This window comes from Natronorubrum bangense, assembly GCF_004799645.1.
GTDB classification, from domain to species: domain Archaea; phylum Halobacteriota; class Halobacteria; order Halobacteriales; family Natrialbaceae; genus Natronorubrum; species Natronorubrum bangense.
In genome coordinates this window covers 785,409-802,823 of sequence record NZ_CP031305.1, presented here as the reverse complement: position 1 = coordinate 802,823, position 17,415 = coordinate 785,409, and the positions used below count along the sequence as shown (strand labels likewise).

Annotated in this window: 18 protein-coding genes; 6 read left to right on the top strand and 12 right to left on the bottom strand. The window is 60.3% G+C overall.

Annotated elements, in window-relative coordinates; genetic code table 11:
- The first annotated feature begins 315 nt into the window (after positions 1-315).
- Entirely contained in the window at positions 316-1,311 is a 996-nt protein-coding gene (locus DV706_RS04020; protein WP_006066420.1) for a linear amide C-N hydrolase, read from the top strand.
- 333 nt (positions 1,312-1,644) lie between these two features.
- Here the strand turns inward: DV706_RS04020 and DV706_RS04015 are convergent, their stop codons facing one another.
- From DV706_RS04015 to DV706_RS04005, 3 genes are all read right to left on the bottom strand, one after another.
- Entirely contained in the window at positions 1,645-3,216 is a 1,572-nt protein-coding gene (locus DV706_RS04015) for an HU family DNA-binding protein (protein ID WP_136350797.1), read from the bottom strand.
- 402 nt (positions 3,217-3,618) lie between these two features.
- A complete protein-coding gene (locus DV706_RS04010) occupies positions 3,619-5,205 on the bottom strand; it encodes an ATP-binding protein (RefSeq protein WP_161569789.1) in 1,587 nt (528 codons plus the stop codon).
- A 288-nt stretch (positions 5,206-5,493) separates the two neighbouring features.
- A complete protein-coding gene (locus DV706_RS04005) occupies positions 5,494-5,724 on the bottom strand; it encodes a hypothetical protein (protein WP_006066423.1) in 231 nt (76 codons plus the stop codon).
- 301 nt (positions 5,725-6,025) lie between these two features.
- Here DV706_RS04005 and DV706_RS04000 point away from each other — a divergent pair, with 301 nt between their 5' ends.
- A complete protein-coding gene (locus tag DV706_RS04000; protein WP_240756846.1) occupies positions 6,026-6,361 on the top strand; it encodes a pyridoxamine 5'-phosphate oxidase family protein in 336 nt (111 codons plus the stop codon).
- A 106-nt stretch (positions 6,362-6,467) separates the two neighbouring features.
- Positions 6,468-6,974: a small multi-drug export protein gene (locus DV706_RS03995; RefSeq protein WP_006066425.1), complete on the top strand. Its 507-nt coding sequence runs from the start codon at positions 6,468-6,470 to the stop codon at positions 6,972-6,974.
- A gap of 25 nt (positions 6,975-6,999) precedes the next feature.
- Here DV706_RS03995 and DV706_RS03990 read toward each other — a convergent pair whose 3' ends face one another.
- From DV706_RS03990 to DV706_RS03970, 5 genes are all read right to left on the bottom strand, one after another.
- Positions 7,000-7,767 (bottom strand): Nif3-like dinuclear metal center hexameric protein, encoded by a 768-nt coding sequence (locus DV706_RS03990; protein ID WP_006066426.1) that lies wholly within the window; start codon positions 7,765-7,767, stop codon positions 7,000-7,002.
- Between the two features lie 96 nt (positions 7,768-7,863).
- On the bottom strand, positions 7,864-8,355 hold the full coding sequence (locus DV706_RS03985; RefSeq protein ID WP_006066427.1) for a universal stress protein: 492 nt from the start codon (positions 8,353-8,355) through the stop codon (positions 7,864-7,866).
- A gap of 305 nt (positions 8,356-8,660) precedes the next feature.
- Positions 8,661-9,164, bottom strand: coding sequence for a GNAT family N-acetyltransferase (locus tag DV706_RS03980; protein WP_049889828.1), 504 nt, complete (start codon positions 9,162-9,164; stop codon positions 8,661-8,663).
- A gap of 80 nt (positions 9,165-9,244) precedes the next feature.
- Positions 9,245-10,159 carry an agmatinase gene (gene speB, locus DV706_RS03975; RefSeq protein WP_006066429.1) on the bottom strand — a complete coding sequence of 305 codons (915 nt, stop codon included), beginning with the start codon at positions 10,157-10,159 and terminating at the stop codon, positions 9,245-9,247.
- Positions 10,159-10,533, bottom strand: a complete 375-nt coding sequence (locus tag DV706_RS03970) for a translation initiation factor IF-5A (RefSeq protein ID WP_006066430.1) — start codon at positions 10,531-10,533, stop codon at positions 10,159-10,161. The genes speB and DV706_RS03970 overlap by 1 nt, the downstream gene beginning before the upstream one ends.
- Before the next feature lie 208 nt (positions 10,534-10,741).
- Between DV706_RS03970 and DV706_RS03965 the strand changes: the two genes are divergently transcribed.
- Positions 10,742-11,314 (top strand): hypothetical protein, encoded by a 573-nt coding sequence (locus DV706_RS03965; protein WP_006066431.1) that lies wholly within the window; start codon positions 10,742-10,744, stop codon positions 11,312-11,314.
- Positions 11,315-11,352: 38 nt separating this feature from the next.
- On the opposite strand, the gene DV706_RS03960 is transcribed toward DV706_RS03965, so the two are convergent.
- The 3 genes from DV706_RS03960 to DV706_RS03950 all read right to left on the bottom strand — a co-directional run bounded on the left by DV706_RS03960 (position 11,353) and on the right by DV706_RS03950 (position 14,581).
- Positions 11,353-12,444, bottom strand: coding sequence for an enolase-like domain-containing protein (locus tag DV706_RS03960; protein WP_006066432.1), 1,092 nt, complete (start codon positions 12,442-12,444; stop codon positions 11,353-11,355).
- Positions 12,445-12,498: 54 nt separating this feature from the next.
- A complete protein-coding gene (locus DV706_RS03955) occupies positions 12,499-14,139 on the bottom strand; it encodes an ABC1 kinase family protein (RefSeq protein WP_049889815.1) in 1,641 nt (546 codons plus the stop codon).
- A gap of 76 nt (positions 14,140-14,215) precedes the next feature.
- Entirely contained in the window at positions 14,216-14,581 is a 366-nt protein-coding gene (locus DV706_RS03950) for an Hsp20/alpha crystallin family protein (protein ID WP_006066434.1), read from the bottom strand.
- A gap of 130 nt (positions 14,582-14,711) precedes the next feature.
- Between DV706_RS03950 and DV706_RS03945 the strand changes: the two genes are divergently transcribed.
- Together DV706_RS03945 and DV706_RS21645 are read left to right on the top strand one after the other, a co-directional pair.
- Positions 14,712-16,019 carry a molybdopterin molybdotransferase MoeA gene (locus tag DV706_RS03945; RefSeq protein WP_006066435.1) on the top strand — a complete coding sequence of 436 codons (1,308 nt, stop codon included), beginning with the start codon at positions 14,712-14,714 and terminating at the stop codon, positions 16,017-16,019.
- Positions 16,020-16,105: 86 nt separating this feature from the next.
- Complete coding sequence (locus DV706_RS21645; protein WP_006066436.1) at positions 16,106-16,246, top strand: hypothetical protein; 141 nt, start codon at positions 16,106-16,108, stop codon at positions 16,244-16,246.
- A 31-nt stretch (positions 16,247-16,277) separates the two neighbouring features.
- On the opposite strand, the gene DV706_RS03940 is transcribed toward DV706_RS21645, so the two are convergent.
- Positions 16,278-17,405, bottom strand: a complete 1,128-nt coding sequence (locus DV706_RS03940) for an EstA family serine hydrolase (RefSeq protein ID WP_006066437.1) — start codon at positions 17,403-17,405, stop codon at positions 16,278-16,280.
- Positions 17,406-17,415: the final 10 nt, after the last annotated feature.

The window sequence follows — 17,415 nt, the reverse complement described above, 5'->3', positions numbered from 1 at the left end:
CGGGGCGATCGACGGCCGCTAGCAGTGGATGTTCCTCGAGCAATAACTGAAGCGAACGGACACTGATGGGACAGCTGACAGTCGAGCAGGTGTACAGCGACTGGGGACGGCAACCATCGACCCAATTCGTCGCAGATTGGAGGCCTTGGCACTCGAAAAAGAACAACTTCGGTTCCGAACGCGAGGGAGAGACACCTAGCCAGCCAGGACGTATCAGCTCGGACCGGACGCAACTTATGTTTCTGCTCGAGGGATAGCAGATATATGTTCAAAGTGATGACATACAACAGCCAAGCGACGGGAGGGAGACGGTAGATGTGTACGCGGTTGGTGTATCTCGGACCCGAGGACATCGTGCTCACCGGCCGGTCAATGGACTGGCACGGCGAGATCGGAACGAACATCTGGGTATTCCCACGCGGGATGGAGCGAACGGGCAAGGTCGGTCCGTCTTCGATAGCGTGGACCGCGGAGTACGGCAGCGTCATCGCCTCCGCGTACGACATCGCGACGACCGATGGGATGAACGAGGCGGGGCTGGCCGCGAACGTCCTGTGGCTCACCGAATCCGACTATCCCGAATGGGACGGCGACACACCCGGCCTGTCGATCTCGCTGTGGGCGCAGTACGTCCTCGACAACTTCGCGACGGTTGCCGAGGCGGTCGAGACCCACCGAAACGAGGAGTTCGTGGTCGTTTCCGACGAAATTCCGGATGAAGGCCGGTTCGCCACCCTGCATCTGTCCATTTCGGACGCTACGGGTGACAGCGCCATCCTCGAGTACGTCGACGGCGAACTGACGATCTATCACGATCGAGCGTATCAGGTGATGACGAACTCCCCGCCGTTCGACCAGCAACGCGCACTCGAGGCGTACTGGTCGGAGATCGGTGGAACAGTTATGTTACCGGGAACGAACCGGCCGGCCGACCGATTCGTCCGTGCGAGTTTCTACGTGGACGCACTCCCGCAGACCTCGGACCGCCGAGCCGCGACGGCGAGCGTCTTCGGCGCGATCCGCAACGTGTCCGTCCCGTACGGGATCAGTACGCCGGATGAACCGCATATCTCCTCAACGCGCTGGCGCACCGTCGCCGATCACCGGGACCGGCGCTACTACTTTGAATCGGCGCTCTCCCCGAACGTCTTCTGGCTGGACCTCGAGGGAATCGACTTCGACGTCGCTGCCGGCGTTCGATCGCTGCCACTCGGTGAGTATCAGGCGAACGTCTTCGCTGGCGACGTCGCCAACGACCTCGTCGAGGCCGAGCCGTTCGAGTTTCTCGGCGTTCCCGCTTCCTCGAGTTGATCCAGGCTCCGCCCGACAGATTCTTCGCTTGGGCACGTCGGCAGTCCGTGCCAGTGGCGGTGGCGACTGATCGGTTTGAGCGGTGGGGCCAGTCGAGAGGGCAGCGGTGGCACAAGTGTGACGAGTGAAGTGCTCAGCCTCGAGTTGTGTCTACGACGCGCCCTGCAGCTTCCCCAAGGGAAACCACAGGGAGGCAGTCTCCGCAGGCGTTCGAAAATCCCTGCGCGATTTTCGAGCCTCTTGGCGAGCAAAGCGTTTCGATGGTCGGCGAATCGCTGAGTCGCCCCGACACCTGTAGATCGATGGCCTCGGTCCTCACATCTCTGTGCTCGCTCATCGTGGCGACTGGCCGTTCATCGCCGGGAGCCAGTTACACTCACAGTCCCTCGAGGGGCAACAGCACCCGTTGTGGCAGGGCTCGGCTGGATCGACACGCACGATTGGACAGTCGAGTGCGCCAACCAGACAGCGCATGGCTTCTCCCTCGCCATCACCGTCGACGAGCGGAAACCGCATCCGCTCCTGGTGGTGTTGCCGCTCACCGTCGTCGACCCCCTGGATTTCCTTTCCTGTCTGGGGGTTCCGACCAGTGCGCGCCGAGCGTTTGCTGATCGACGCAAGTCGCTGTGGCCCGTCTCCCTCGTGGAAGACTGGCGGCAGATACGCAAGTGATTCGCGGTCGAACGCACCATCGTAGCAGACCGAACCGAATCGGCCTCGCTCGCGAGTGAATCCTGACTCCGCCGCCTGCCGCATCGCCTCGAAGTCGTCTCCGTGTTCGATATCGACGATATCGTTCAGGCCATCTGCGACCAGCATCGTGACACTGTTTTCGTAGAGCGGCGCGTCGTCGAGGATCCAGCCGCCGACGTAGAGCAACTGGTCGTCGTGACGGATCCGCCGGGCGTGAAACAGCGCTGGCATCGGGCACGGACACCCCGGCGGCTGGACCGTAACTGCACCGACGAGACAGGAACTCATCGTAGTCCCACCGACGCTCGTCTCCTCGCCCCAGCTCTCGAGGCGGGTCGGAATCCCGTCGCCGTCGTCGTCGTCATCGAGAAAGTCCGGGACGAACCGCCACGATGGCGCCCCCTCGTCACCGGGAACGGTGCAGACGGCGACCCCCGCACCCATGCGTTCGACGGCGATCCCCCGGCTGCTGCCGTCAGTATCGATGGCGAGGTGCGTCGTTCGACAGCGGATCTCGTTGTCGCCACCCGAATCGGCGGCTTTGGTTTGATTGTTGCCCCAGCAGTACAGATTCCCGGTATCGGTTCCCGCCTTGGCCCGTCCCCACGCGTACACTTTTCCCTCGCCATCGAGCCGGGACGGCTCGGCAGCGAGTTGATCGAGCAGTCTCTCCGGCGTGATGGCGTCTGCGAGTGACTCCTCACGGCCGGTCACGCTCGCATCCGGCACCACGACGACGAACCGCTGGGAGACCGTCGGCTCGTCATCGAGATACTCGTAGAGTCGGTCGAGCGTGTCCTCGTCGAGGTCGTCGCCGTCGTCGCCGAAATCGACCTCGCTCCGACGTTTGTTCGACCGGACGCTGTTGTAATCTTGGGCTTTCGCCGTCGAATCCGTGTAGATGCCCTCGAGTTCAACCGTTCTGGAGACTCCCTCGAGTTCGCCGCTGGCGACGATGGGCACGTACTCCTGTGTGTAGCTCGTCTCCGCGTGCTGGCGCTCACCGGTGCGGTTCTCTCCACCGGCGTAGAAAAACGACGGGGTTGCCGCCGTCGTCGAGACGAGTCTCGCAACTGCTTCGTCCTCGACCCGACCCCGGATATCGCCGACACACCCGCTCAGACCCACCAATCCCAGGGCTCCAGCCGCGGCGAGCAGTTTCCGCCTCGGGATCGGTCCATCGCTTCCTCGCCGCCGACTGTTGGTGTTCATTTCATCAAATATATTATGATACACGAGAGCTTAACAGTATCTGTACTGGGAACTACATTTCAGTGGACAGATAGTCACGAATGAAGTAAATAGGAAAACACCAGGGGCAATTTGCTGTGACCTGTGCACATATCCGCAATTCGGACAGACAAGCACGAGCTCGCAGACACCACGCTCTCGGTGAACTGACTGGGACTGAGAGGGATTGGTGTCGTCAGTTAACTGCCGCTGGAGACTCCGTCTCCCATCAGAAGTTGGGCCTCGACACTCGAACAGGAACGACCTAGACTCGAATTAATTGTAAACATGCCCTTATGTGAATTCGAGGCGTAGATGTAACCCAAAATATTTTGAAAGGGTTAAGAGCCGATGTTTTGAAGTCTACAGTTGGATTTATTCAATTTAGTCTAGATCATACTCTGAGAGTGGTTGGAATTCAATATTATATTCATCTCCGTATTCATCTTGACGGTTATTCCAACGATCAACCATCGAGGCTGCATTATCGCCAATCGACCGAGCGACCAGAATCACTTTACTAAGATTGCTATCATCTGTTCGTGAATATGCGTCCCAATACATTACACATTGATACACATCAATTGGATTTGCATTTGAGCGTTTCACCTCGTAGATGTATTCATAATCTTCTTCAAATTCCTGTAGAAGATCTACATCCACACCATCAAATCCTTTTTCAGCACGCACGTTCTCGGTTGCCATCTGCGCCTCTAATTTCCGTCTAAGACGCTGTTTAATACCTGCCTCTTTTTCAGTTCGACCATACTTTATCGGTTCGTACCATTCTTCCTGGTTTAGGTTTTCTTTAAGCTCAAGCCAAAGAATAGAATTATCATTTATATCTACCTTGTTATTGACTGTTTCAAAAGCTTCGTCAGATATTATTATTTCCCCGACAAAGTCATTAAATTGATTATGGGTGGGTCGATCCCATACTTTTTCAATTAGGCCTGTTTTTAACGTCCTCCCATTATAGACGATGTCAATTCCCTGTGTTGCTTGTGTTTTTTGATAATAAATTCGGAAAGGTGAATCTCCTTCACCAGTAGCAATACCATCATATGAGTCACGCTCATATTTTTCCCATGTCGCTTCCCAGTCTACAATTCCTCGTTTATATTTTGCAGAGTACTGATTCCCGTCTTCACCTTCGACAACAATATCATCACTACGATACCATTCATTGCCATTCTCATCTTCGCCTGTTTTAAATTCTGGATATATTGGTTTAACAGATGCCTCACCGCTATCGTTGGTGACTTTATCTTCCCAATCAATTATTATATGGTTTCGATCGGTTTTCTGTAAGTAATGGCGATAAGTCACCCCAAAATGTTCACGAATAGCTTTTGAAATAGTTTCAAGTCTTGTTGCACGACGGTATGAACTTTGAAGAATCTCATTAGAAGTCGTTAAATGAACACGGGTACCCGTTTCCGGATCTTCTAATGCTTCTGCACCCTCATTCCAAAGATCTCGGAATTTTCCAATATCTCTCGACATTTCTCTGCTGATTGGGCCTTTTACCTTCCCAAAATGACCCTCTTTATAATCGTCACTGGTTCTTGAAATGATGGTGAAGGGAGGATTTCCCTGATTCCGTGTGAGGAAACTTAACGCGTTTTTCAAACCAAACCCATGCTCATTAAGAACACCATCTGCATTATCCGTATTTCCTGATGTCCAAATGTCATTCCGTAGCATTTCAGGGGACATTCCCTCCCCAGAATCGGCTACAATAACCTCCACCCGATCGGAATACCGTGTTATCGTAATTTGAATGCGGAAACTTTCACCAACATTATCGTCGGAAAAGTAATCTTTATTTTTTATATTTGCACTTATAGAATTGTCAATAAGCTCGGCAATAGCATTATGAAATTTCATCGACTGCTTAGCTAAACCTGAAAAGTGGCCCTCAACATCCAACCCTATATTACACTCTTCAGACTCGACTAATTCTGGCATGAGTAATAGATAATGTTGATACATCTAATACCTTTGGTAATATACATCCAAGCAGCAGGTTTGCTGCTGCGGTCATGTAAATAGATTGCCTCGCCAACCGTAGCACTCAGATGGCATATTCAGCCGATCAAAGAAGGTGGTACATGTAAATCAAAGGCCTCGGCACTCATAGGGTTCGTCACTGCCGGGTGCCGAGTCCGGCTCGGAACGAGTGAATCGTCATCGGCCGGCCGACGCTATGGCAGCCGCTCCAAAGACAGTTTGCATCCAGAGCGCAAAACAGCCCGACTACGCCTCGGACGTCGAGTCCGTATCCGCGTTTGCGAAGGCGGTGTTCCACTCGTCGATCAGATTCTCGAGGCGAGCCGTGTTCCGGTGAGAGAACGTTCGAGGAGCCATATCAGTCGCCGTTCGTGGGTCGTCGATGACAGCTGTCGCGTCGGCTGGCGTCGTGTGGGTCGGCGTTTGGTTCGGATACGATTCGGGTTCGGTTTGGGTCTGCAAGTGTTGGGTGCTCATGTCGGTCGGGTAGTGGGTATCGTCGGAAACGGTACGGATCTCGTCGGGGGCAAACTCGAATTTAGGCTGCTACGTGTACGACCGACATCTGTACTCACCCCTACAGGCTCATCCAATATAAATGTTCATGATAGATCATCCTCGAGTCGATAGACGTGTGAAAGCAAGCCTCTAGAGAGGGTTTAGCACGATTTGTGGTATCGATCGACATCTCAGGGCAACCGCTTTTGATCGCTCCCGTGGAGGCCCCACTGTGACGGTTCCACCAGAAGCCGAGCGACTCCTCGAGAGCAAGCCGCTGATGGCCCACCTCGCGACCTGTCTCGAGGGTCGACCACACGTCGCACCCGTCTGGTACCGATACGAAGCCGACGCCGTCGAAATCGTGACGGCGGGCCGAAAGCTTGCCAACATTCGGGAGAATCCGCGGGTTGCACTCTCGGTACAGGACGACGAGGACGGGGCGACGAAGTGGATGGTGACGCTACTCGGGACGGCGACGGTCGTCGACGACGAAGAGGAAACGGAGACGGCGCGTCGTCGGATCAACGAGAAGTATGACGCCGAGCCGGACGCCTACGCCGAGAATACGCTCGTTCGGGTCGACGTCGGCTCTGCAAGCTACCGGACGTACTGACACTCCAGAGCGTGGTGTTCGGACCGATAGCGACAGTAACGCCAGCTATTTCTCGAATCTCTGCCTACGGTCTGAGAACGCGCTGGCATCGCCGGCCAACACGGAGATGACGACGACACTACTGCTGGTCGAGATTGAACCGCTCCTCGAGGAGGCAAGCGGCCTCCTCCAGTACGTGCTCGTCTTCGTGTTCGCGGCGATCCCCGTCGTCGAGATCCTCGTCGTCGTGCCGGTCGCGATCGGGCTCGGATTAGATCCCATCGCGACGGGAGTCGTCGCGTTCGCTGGCAACGTCGGCTCGGTCTACGCGCTCGTCGCTTTTCATCAGCGATTCTCGAGGTGGTGGCGCGGCCGGCGCGGTGGACCAGATACTACCGAGAGCGCCGGTGAGCGATACGCTCGCGCACGAAGCCTGTGGGACCGGTATGGGCTGGCGGGCCTGTCGGTCGGCGGGCCGATACTTACCGGCGTTCATATCGCTGCGCTCGTTGCCTTGCTCGCCGGCAGCCCCACGCGTGCCGTCGCGGGATGGATGACCGTCGGGATCGGGCTCTGGACGGTCGTGTTGGTCACTGTCTCGGTGTTTGGCTTCTCGCTGCTCGGGATCGTCTGAGTAGTCGGCCAGCGTCGATCGGCAGTTACAGCCCCGTCGGAATCTCGAAATAACTCGTCTCGAGGCCCCACGAGTCGACCAGTTCCTGCAGCGCCCGGACGCCGAACGTTTCGGTCGCGTAGTGACCCGCCAGCACGACGTGGATGCCGGCCTCCCTGGCCTCGTGGTGGGCTTTCTGCTTTCCCTCACCCGTCACGAGCGCGTCGACACCGGCATCGATGGCTTCGTCCAGCCAGTCGGTTCCGCTCCCGGTGACGACTGCCACGTCCTCGATCTCGTCGGGACCGAACGCGAGCGACTGGACGGGCTGGTCGCCAGTCTCGAGGTCCGTCTCGAGGCGTGCACACAACTCGTCGATGGTGAACGACTCGGCCGCAGTTCCGCGCTGGCCGATGTACTCCGGGCCGAGTTCGCCGAAGGGAGCACGATCCTCGAGGCCGAGGACATCGGCGACGCCGGCTGCGTTGCCCAGTTCCTGATGGCCATCCAGCGGGAGGTGTGAGACGTAGAGCGCGAGCTCGTTCTCGATCAGGGGTGCGATCCGGTCGTAGGTGCGGCCCGTTATGCGGTCGAAGCCACCCCACGAGAGCCCGTGGTGGGTAACGATGACGTCCGCGTCGACGTCGGCCGCCCGATCGAACGTCGCAGCGACGCCGTCGACCGCGAAAGCGACGTGATCGACCTCGCCGCTGTCGGGGCCGATCTGCAGGCCGTTCGCGCTGGCATCGACATCGGCGTAGTCGTCGGTTCGCAGCTTCTCGTCGAGTCGGGTGACGAACTCCGAGAGATCCATACACGTGCTTGCGGTGCTGGTCGCTTGTATCCTTTCGATCGACACAGTGGGCGTTGAACTGTGGGCCACTCGAGCCCGTCGGCGGCCTGCGAGCAGTTAGGCTGGATCTGGATCTGGTTCGACCAGGGGCTGTGAGTCGTCGCCCGAATCGACGACCAACACCGGAACGGAAGTGCCTCGAGCGACACGCTCGGTGACGCTGCCAAGCAGCGCGCGCTTGACACCGCCCCGGCCCTGCGACGTCATGACGATGAGGTCGATATCGGTGTCTTCAGCGAACGTCGTGATGACCTCATGTGGGACACCCGCCTCGATTACGGGTTCGACTTCAAGCGCCGCAGTGGTATACTCACGAACGCGGTCGATTGCAGCAGCGGCCCGTTCGTGGAGTTCACGCATCTCGCCGAACTGCCCCGCGTCGATTCGATCCACCTGCTCGGAGCCGAGTGCGTGACTGAGCGCGTCGGTATCGACGACGTACATCGGGTACAGTGTCGCATCGAACTGCTCGGCCAGTTCGACGGCGTAGGGGACCGCCAGTTCGGCTGCCTCGCTGCCGTCCGTCGGAACGAGAACGCGGTCGAACATATGTGATAGTAGGTACCACACCGTCAAATTGGTACGGATACTCACAGCCAAGCGACAGTGCTGGCATTTCACACGTTCTATAATCACCACAGACGAGGGCGATGCGATCTACAAGTTCGCCCTACATCTCGAGATGTCGCCACGATCGAGTCGGGAACGACACTTGCGATCGGAATCTGAGATCGCATAGATGACGTGATTCAGGACGAGTCTGACGTGCAGGTGGCCGATCCGCTGGTGACGGTCAGCAACGCAGCGCCAACGGCGGTCCTCTCAGACCGCTTTCTGAACGTAAACCGGGTCGCTCAGAGTTCTCGGGCGACCAGCTCGCCCCAGTGGTCGAACCCGTGGCGCTCGTAGAACGCCCGTGCGCGTTCGTTTTCTCGGTCGACGTCGAGGACGAGTCGCTCGAGCGGCAGGTCCTGCTCGCGGACAGCGGAGACGGCGGCGTCGATCAACTCGTCTGCCACGCCGGTCCCCCTGACAGACTCGGCGACGTAGATCTCGTTGAGAACGGCGGCATCCCAGATGTAGGCGTGGGTGTCGGGGAGGACGAAGACGTAGCCGGTCAGGTCAGGGTCGGGACCGTCGCCGTCGGCCACGGCTACCTGTACGCTCCGCTCGTCGTGGGCGACACAGCGGTCGACCCACTCGAGATAGCCCTCGCGGTAGTCGTCAGTGAGCTTTTCGGCGTACCGACTCTCCTTGTCGTCGCTGCCGGTGTTGGCTCCGAGTCCGGTTTCAAAGGCTCGTTTCAACGACCAGAGGGCGTCGGCGTCCGACGCCGGATCGTACGGTCTAATCGACATATACGTGTAGGTCGCTGGAGCAAGCATAACGCTGGTGATTGGCGCGGCGTCGTCGGTTCCAACGAGAAATGACGGTGCAGTTACGCCGAGCGTGACGCGCCCACCGTCGCTGCCGCGTTCGAAAAGACGAACTCACGGACGAGTTTGCCCGCGAGCGAGGCAGCCTGGCCGTCGTCGCGGTCGTTGACTTCGACCACGTCGAAGCCACTCGTGTGCGGCGCGACCTCGCGGACGATGTCACGCATCTCGCGTGGCTCGAGGCCAAAGGGCTCCATCGTGCCCGTCCCCGGCGCGTACGCGGGGTCGGCCGCGTCGATATCGACGCTGCAGTAGACGTCTCGGCCCTCGAGTCGGTCCCCGAACGACCAGTCACCGACGTCTTCGGGAGCGACGACGGTCACGTCGTCGTCGGCCGCCCGTTCCCACTCGGCTTCGCTGCCAGTTCGGGCACCGAGGACGATCAGTTCCTCGACTGAGTCGACGTCGTCGAGAATCCGGCGCATCACGGCCGCATGTGAGAGCGGATTCCCGTCGTAGGCATCGCGGAGGTCGAGGTGGGCGTCGAGCGAGACGACGACCTCGGGCTCAACCGCGCGTGCGCCTGCGAGTGTGACGGTGTGTTCGCCGCCGAGCGTCAAGGGGATGGCGTCCTCCCAGACGACATCTCGCAGCGTCCCCTCGAGCCACTCGAGGTATGCTTCGATGTCATCCCACGCGCGGACGTCGCCGTGGTCGGCGACACCGAGCTCCGAAAAGTACTGGTCGGTTCGACGGTCGTAATCGTCGAACGTCTCCGCAAACGTCCTGATACGTCGGGGACCAAACCGAGTCCCCGGCTGAAAGGTCGTCGTGGCGTCCAGGGGCGCACCGACGACCACGAAGTTCGCGCCTCCGCGGTCAGCCTCTCGGCCTCGCACGTTGGTGTTGCCGTCATCGTCGGACTCGTGTCCTCGTGTGTCGGTCCCTTCGCGTTCGGCAGTCGCCCCGGGAAACATTAGACGATCTTTCGCTGGTCTTCCATCTCGAGGTACTCGATGTTCTCGTCAGGGGAGACGTCTTCGCCTTCGGGGATACGCATGGTGATTGTTTCGTACGTTTCTAAGTCCATGACCTGCATGTCGTTGCCGTCGACCGAGACGACCTGCCCGTTTTTCCGCTCGATGATCGGGACCCAGATCTTCGCGTCGACTGGCTGGGAGAGCGAGCGCTTTTTGCCGTCGAAGACCCCTTTGGCCTCGATACGTGCCTTTGCGCTGCCGTGTTTTCCGGGCTTGGCAGTCGAGTAAGCGTTGATTTTACAGGCTGCGTCGTCGATAATGACGTAACTTCCTTCCTGGAGATCGCGAACTTCGGTCTGCTGTTTCGCCATATCCCGCCGTAATCAACCGACGGCCATAAACCGTTTGGAATGGTCGCTCGGTGGAGTCAGTCTAACAACACGTTCAAGCAGCTGTGTGCTGGCAGTAGCCATCATCTGCTGGAGACCCATCACGCCAGGTCACTCGCGGCGCGATCGTGTCTCCAGCAGCTCGTTTCGACGGGAAACCACTACTGGATGGAGCGACAACCTGCTCCTGATGACTGGCGGTCTGGTCGCCGGTATCGGTGTTGGTGTCGCCCTACTGATAGGTATCGGTCTGGTGCTGTTCGCTCGGCATCGACGGCAGACTCACAGCCGATGTGCACTCGTAGACGAACTCGACGCCCGACTCGCCGAGCGGCTCCCGACGGGCACCGCCTCCCATCTCGAGCAGTCGCCGACGGTTCGCCACATTGCCGTCGTCGACAGCGAGACCGAGACACCGCTGGTCGTCCCCATCGTCCGCGTCGATCTCGAAACGACCGATGCGCCCGGGATGAAACTCGTTCTCGAGTACGTGGCAGCCGTCCTCGAGGCGATCCATCCCGTCCTCGACGGGCGCGAGGAGCGCGTCGACCACTACGACGTGGAGTTCACGTTTGGTCCCGACGGCCTGTTCGTCGAGGGGGAGTGTCGCCGCGTCTCGGTCGCGCCAGAGTTGGCTGCTCGGCTGCTCGAGCAAGAGCGCTACGGCGCGTTCGAGCTCTGGCGAGCTGTCAAAGACGCTGATCGGAGCGACGACACGCCGACGACGCTGTGGGGTCACTGTCGGCGCGGCCGCAGTCGATGACCAGCGGACGGAGCCACTCACGACGGCGGCTGACCGCGTCAGTCGGAACCCGGATCAGACCACCGAAACCCACGCGGTTCGGCCGGCGGCTCGAGCGGACTCGACGGCAACGACGCGCTGAGTTCGGGATCGTTGTAGGCTCGCGGCGCAACGTCGTTCGGCCCGTCAGGGTAGCACAGCGACGCCAGCAACTGAATCTGGCCACGGCCGACGCCGAGTTCGAACTGGCCGCCGCCGTAGCAGCGGATGTCCCGGTCGGCACAGTACGCAATCGTCTCGAGCAGTGACTCGAGTGAGCCAAAGCGCGAGGGTTTGATGTTGAGCCAGTCGGGCTCCCACGGCAGCGCCTCGAGATCGTCGACGCCGTGAATGGGGGCGTCCCAGGAGACACGCTGGCGCACATCGGGGTCGTCGAACAGCGGCCGCGTCTCGTCGGTGAATGCAGGATCCTCGACGACAGCGTCGGGGAACGCCTCGAGGACGAGCGCATACAGCTCGGGGTCGGCAGGAACGTCGACGTCGGTCCCTTCGTACTGGCCTTTCAGGTCCAGAATGCGAACGTCGTCCGGACCGATCGTCTCGACGATGTCGTCGACGAGAGCGTCGTCCCACTCGGGGATCGGATCGAGCTTGCACTCGAGGTCGGGCACTCGCTCTCGGAGTGTTTTGAGTCGGTCAGTCGTCGGCGGCTCGCCGAGGCGAGTGCTAGCGACGAACCGAACCGGCTCGAGCGAGCGCCCGAGTTCGCTCGCGATGTCCGTTCCGGCCTGTCGAAGCGCGAGGTCGAGTGCGGCGCTCTCGACACCCCAGCGACGATAGTTTCGAAACTCTTCGCGGTCGGGTGGGCCTGCGGGGAAGAGGTCGATCGACTCGAGCTGGGTGGCAAACGAGTCGACGGTGTAGTCGCCGGTCAGGTCGGGCAGTCCGGAGTCGGCCAGCGCGTCGTGGTCGTCGGTCTCGTAGGTGACGTCCTCGCCCCGGCCGACGACGGTCGTCCCATCGGTTTCGGGACCAGCGAGCGTGATTTCGGTCGTCACGCGCGTAAACTCGCTCGAGGTCTCGCGCTCGAGGCGCGAAATCGAGACGTCGCCGATCGACAGAGGCAGCGCTGCGAGCCGGTGGTAGGCCATGTTACGTAGTCGAGTGCCAGCGAAAAAACGTTTGACCGTCGTTGTGCGCGCTGGCTACTCCTCGTCGCGTCGCTGGCGCAGGTTCTGTCGGGTGAACTGCGGGCGCACGCGGGTCGACCGCGGCTTGCGGAACGATCGGTAGAGTTGAATCACCACCAGCGCCGAAAAAGCCGCGGCGGCGACCGACGCTTCGGGTGCCTCAAGCGCATAGAGAACGCCCATCGAGAACAGCGACATGGTGAGCAACAGGCCGTAGATGAGCCGTTTGGCGAGCGTCGTGAACACGCCGTTGGAGTCCTCGACGCCGATGCGGATGAACTGGTCGTCGCGCTCGAGTCGATCGAGGGTGCGTTCGGTTTTCGGTGCCAGTCTCGTGAGCGACTCGCCAGTTCGACGGAGTTGCTGACCCGACTGCTCGAGGTACTTTCGGATAGATTCTTCGCGGTAGCCCTGTTCGGTGAGATAGCTGGTCGCGGTGTCGATGAAGTCGAACTCCGGATCGAGGGTGACACAGACACCTTCGACGACCGTCGCGACTCGCAAGACGAGCGCGAGGTTTTTCGGCAGTCGAAACGGGAACTCGTAGATCGAGTCCTCGATCTGGCCGATGATCTGGTTGACCCGGTACTGTTCAATATCTTCGCCGCGGGCGTCCTGAATCGCCAGCTCCATGACCTCGGCCATCACGGCCCGATCGGCGTCTGGCGAGAGCGTGCCGATCTCAGTGAGTGCATCGAGGATGGCGTCGATATCCTGGTTGGCGACGGCGATGTAGAACTCGACGATCTTCTGCTGGATGAACTCGTCGACCCGACCAGACATTCCGAAATCGTAAAAGACGACCTGGCCCTCGTCGGTCACCGCGAGATTGCCCGGATGCGGATCGGCATGAAAGACTCCATCGTCGATGATCATCTGGAGATACGACCGCTGGAGGTCTTCCGCGACCTGTGTGCGATCGATCCCCTTACGCTCGAGTTCGTCGACGTTGTTGATCTTTGTCCCCCCGATGTACTCCATCGTGAGCACACGCGGTCCCGAGTGGCTCTCGATCACGTCGGGGATGACAAAGCGGTCGTCGCCGTCGAAGTTGGCGCGGATCTCCTGTAGCATCGTCGCCTCGCGCTCGTAGTTCATCTCCTCACGGATGGTCTTTGCAAACTCGTCGGCAAGGTTCTCGAGCGAGAACGCCCGGGATTCGCCGACGAAATACAGCAGGATCGGAAGCGACCATCTGACAACTCGCAGATCCGCCTCAACGAGAGATTCGATCTCCGGTCGACGGATCTTGACGGCGACTGCACGACCGGCGTCCGTCGCCGATCGGGACGATTCTGTCTCGGAGTCGAGGCGTGCTCGATAGACCTGTCCCAGACTTGCGCCGCTGATCGCCTCGGTTTCGAACTCGGCGAAGTTCTCATCGACGGGCCCGAGTTCGTCCTCGAGGACCGCCTTGGCACCCTCCCACTCTGCGGGTGGGACCTCGTCCTGTAGTGCCGCGAGGACGTCGATGTACGCCGGCGGCAACACGTCAGGACGGGTCGAGAGCAACTGTCCGAGTTTGATAAATGTCGGTCCGAGCGTCAACAGCGACTCGAGCAACACCTCAGCCCGGTGGCGGTGGGTCTCGGGGTCGACCTGCCGTGGGCGACCGAACAGCAGAAACCGACGCCGGTCGCGGGCGTAGGCGATCAACAAGGGGAGGAACTGCCAGACGACGACGACGAAGCGCTTGTACGCGCGGAGAGAAGCCAGTCTCGCTCACCTCACGTTAGTCGGTTCCCTCGTCGACGACGTCGATCGTCGTCTCGCCACCGGCTGACGATTTCGGGAGTGTCAACTCGAGGACGCCGCGTTCGACTGCAGCCTCCGAGTCCGTTCCAATCGCATCCGCCGGCAGCGGGAGATCGACCTCGAGAAACAGCGAGCGGTTCTCCTCGAGATAGCGAAAATCACTGTCGGGATCTTTCTCCCGGTGGGCGTCGATGAAGATGCGGCCGTCTTCGACCGACAGATCGAGTGTCTCGGCGGACACACCGGGGATATCGAGAACGAGCAGGTACGCCTCTTCACTCTCGAGCAGATCGAAAAACACGTCCTCGGAGAGATCCCGCAGTGCATCACGGAGCGCTGACATGGCTACACGTTTGAACGCCGATACGAAAAACCCCGCGGTAGCGGTGGATTCGACGCCTTTGTGGCTGGACAGTGGCCGACAAATGTGACGGTCCCGTACGCTTTTGGCTCCCCGCAACCCGACTTCGAGTATGGAAGGTGCCGACAGCGAGCGCAAAGAGTCCGGGTTCAAGGTTCGAACACCGGTCGACGAGGCGCGCCGAATACTCAGAACTGCCGTCGAGAGTGCTCACAACGGCAACGGGGACGGTGATACCCCCGCGAAAAGTGGACGCGAGACTGTCGATGTCGAGCGTGCGGACGGACGAGTGCTTGCGGCACCCGTGACGGCCGCTCGAAACGTTCCACACTACCAGCGAGCTGCGATGGATGGCTACGCCGTCCGTGCCGCGGACACGTTCGGTGCCAGCGCCCGCTCTCCCGAAGTCCTCCGGATCGCCGACGGCACCGGTGGCGATGCCAGCGTCGCACCGGAGACGGCTGCCCGTGTCCACACTGGCAGCGCGCTCCCCGAGGGTGCAGACGCCGTCGTCATGATCGAACACGTCGAGACGCTTGAGTCGGCCGGTGAACTCGAGGTCGAAGATGCGGTGGCAGAAGGTGAAAACGTCGCCCCAGTCGGCGAGGACGTCGAGGAGGACCAACCGCTTTACGAGGCGGGCCATCGACTGCGCCCCTCCGATCTCGGCTTGCTCCGGTCTGTGGGCTACGCACAGGTGTCGGTCGCGAAACGGCCGACGGTCGGCGTGATTCCGACTGGTGAAGAACTCGTCGAGGGCGATCCGGATCCGGGCGAAGTCATCGAGACCAACGGCCTCACCGTCTCTCGACTGGTCGAACGGTGGGGCGGCCGAGCGACCTACCGAGACGTCGTCACCGACGATGCCGAGTCGCTTCGCGTCGCGATCCAGCGGGATCTGACGAACGATGTCGTCGTCACGACCGGCGGCTCGAGCGTCGGCAAGCGGGACCTGCTGCCCGAAGTGATCGACGATCTCGGCGAGGTGCTCGTCCACGGCGTCGGCCTCAAACCCGGCCATCCCGTCTGTCTGGGACTCGTCGAGGGCACTCCCGTCCTCGCGTTGCCCGGCTACCCCGTCGCCTGTATCGTCAACGCCGTCCAGTTCCTGCGGCCAGTGATCCGCTGGCTCGAGGGGACAGACCCCGACCCACATCTCACGACGCAGGCAACACTCGAGCGAAAGATTCCGAGCGAACCCGGGACGAGAACGTTCGCACGAGTCCAACTCGAAGCCCGCGAGACTGATGACACCGAGAGCGACGAGCCCACGTTCACGGCGACGCCAACCAGAGCGAGCGGCTCGGGCGTGCTCTCGAGTGTCGCGTTAGCCGACGGCTGGGTGGTCGTTGATGACGACCGCGAAGGAATTCCAGCAGGCGAGACCGTCGCCGTCCAGAACTGGGAGCCAAACGCGTAGTGGATAACACTGGGAGCCACTGCGTCTGACGGAGCCGAACAACACCATCGTTTTAAGAGGTTTGTGTGTGTACTCGGCCGGTACGCATGGACGTGAACGAAATCCTTGAGGGTGAGTCGCTGACTGGAAAACAAGCCATTGCTATTTTCTTTGGGTTCTTGATCCTGATTCTTCTCGCTGGACTGTTCCTGATCCTGTTCAGTGATGTTTTCCGGGCACTGGTCTGAAACGCGACGGCAGCGGCGTGACTATCGTCGTCTACTGAATTGCGAGTCGAACCGCATCCGCAACTGCATTTACCCGGGCGACGTGTTCGTACGAGCCGTCGCGGACCCCGTTTGTCACGTACGAAAAGCCGACTGCTTCCACGGGATCTGCCCAGCCGACGCTGCTTCCGAGCCCGGCGTGTCCAAACGTGTGTGGAGGCGAGAGCGATCCATACGGGGCGATCGTCGTCCCACCCTTCCAGAACCCGAGCGCAAACCGTGCCTCTCGCCCGAGCGTTCCGTCCGACTCAGTTTCAGCCTCGAGACGCGTCATCGTGTCGACAGTCTCTTCGGTCAGGATTCGAGTGTCCTCGAGTTCGCCACCGTTGGCGAGACAGGCGTAGAATCGAGCCATATCGCTCGCGGTTCCGATTCCAGTCGAGGCAGGGATGACGGCCCGGTGGAGCGCTTCGGTGTTGAACGGGGCTGCGACTTCGGTGTGGTCTCCCAGTCCTTCGCCGGGATCACGACAGCGGTCGAACGTCTCGAACGGAACGATCGTCGCAACGTCGTCGGCCTCGTCTTCACGGAGACCGATACCCGTATCATCCATCCCGAGCGGGTCGAAGACGCGCTTGGCAGCAGCCACCTCGATCGGTGTGCCTGACACCCGGCGAACGAGTTCGCCGACCAGCCAGCCGAACGTGAGCGGATGATACGCAGGCACCTCACCCGGCGGGTAGACGGGCTCCAGCGCCTCGAGCGCCTCGATGACGGCATCCCAGTCACGCCAGCGGTCGGGTCGCTTGTCGATCTCGCCCTGTGGAAGGCCGGCAGTGTGACTGAGCACCTGTCGGACGGTGATCTCGGCTTTTTCAGTGCCGTCGTCGGCGAACTCGGGCCAGTGCTCGACGACTCGATCATCGTACTCGAGTGCGCCATCCTCGACGAGTGAGTGCAGGGTGACGGCCGCGTACGGTTTCGTCGACGAGAAGAGAACGTGTCGCTGCGTCGGTGTTTCGTCGACCCCATCCGGCCCGGTCGTCCCACCCGCGAGGTCGAGCACCTGCTCGCCGTCGACGTAGACACCTAACTGGGCGCCGTGGTGGAGGCCGACCTCGAGATGGCGATCGAACAGGGCAGCGATCCGTTCGCGATCGGATTCGGCAAGTCGTGCCATACCACTCGAC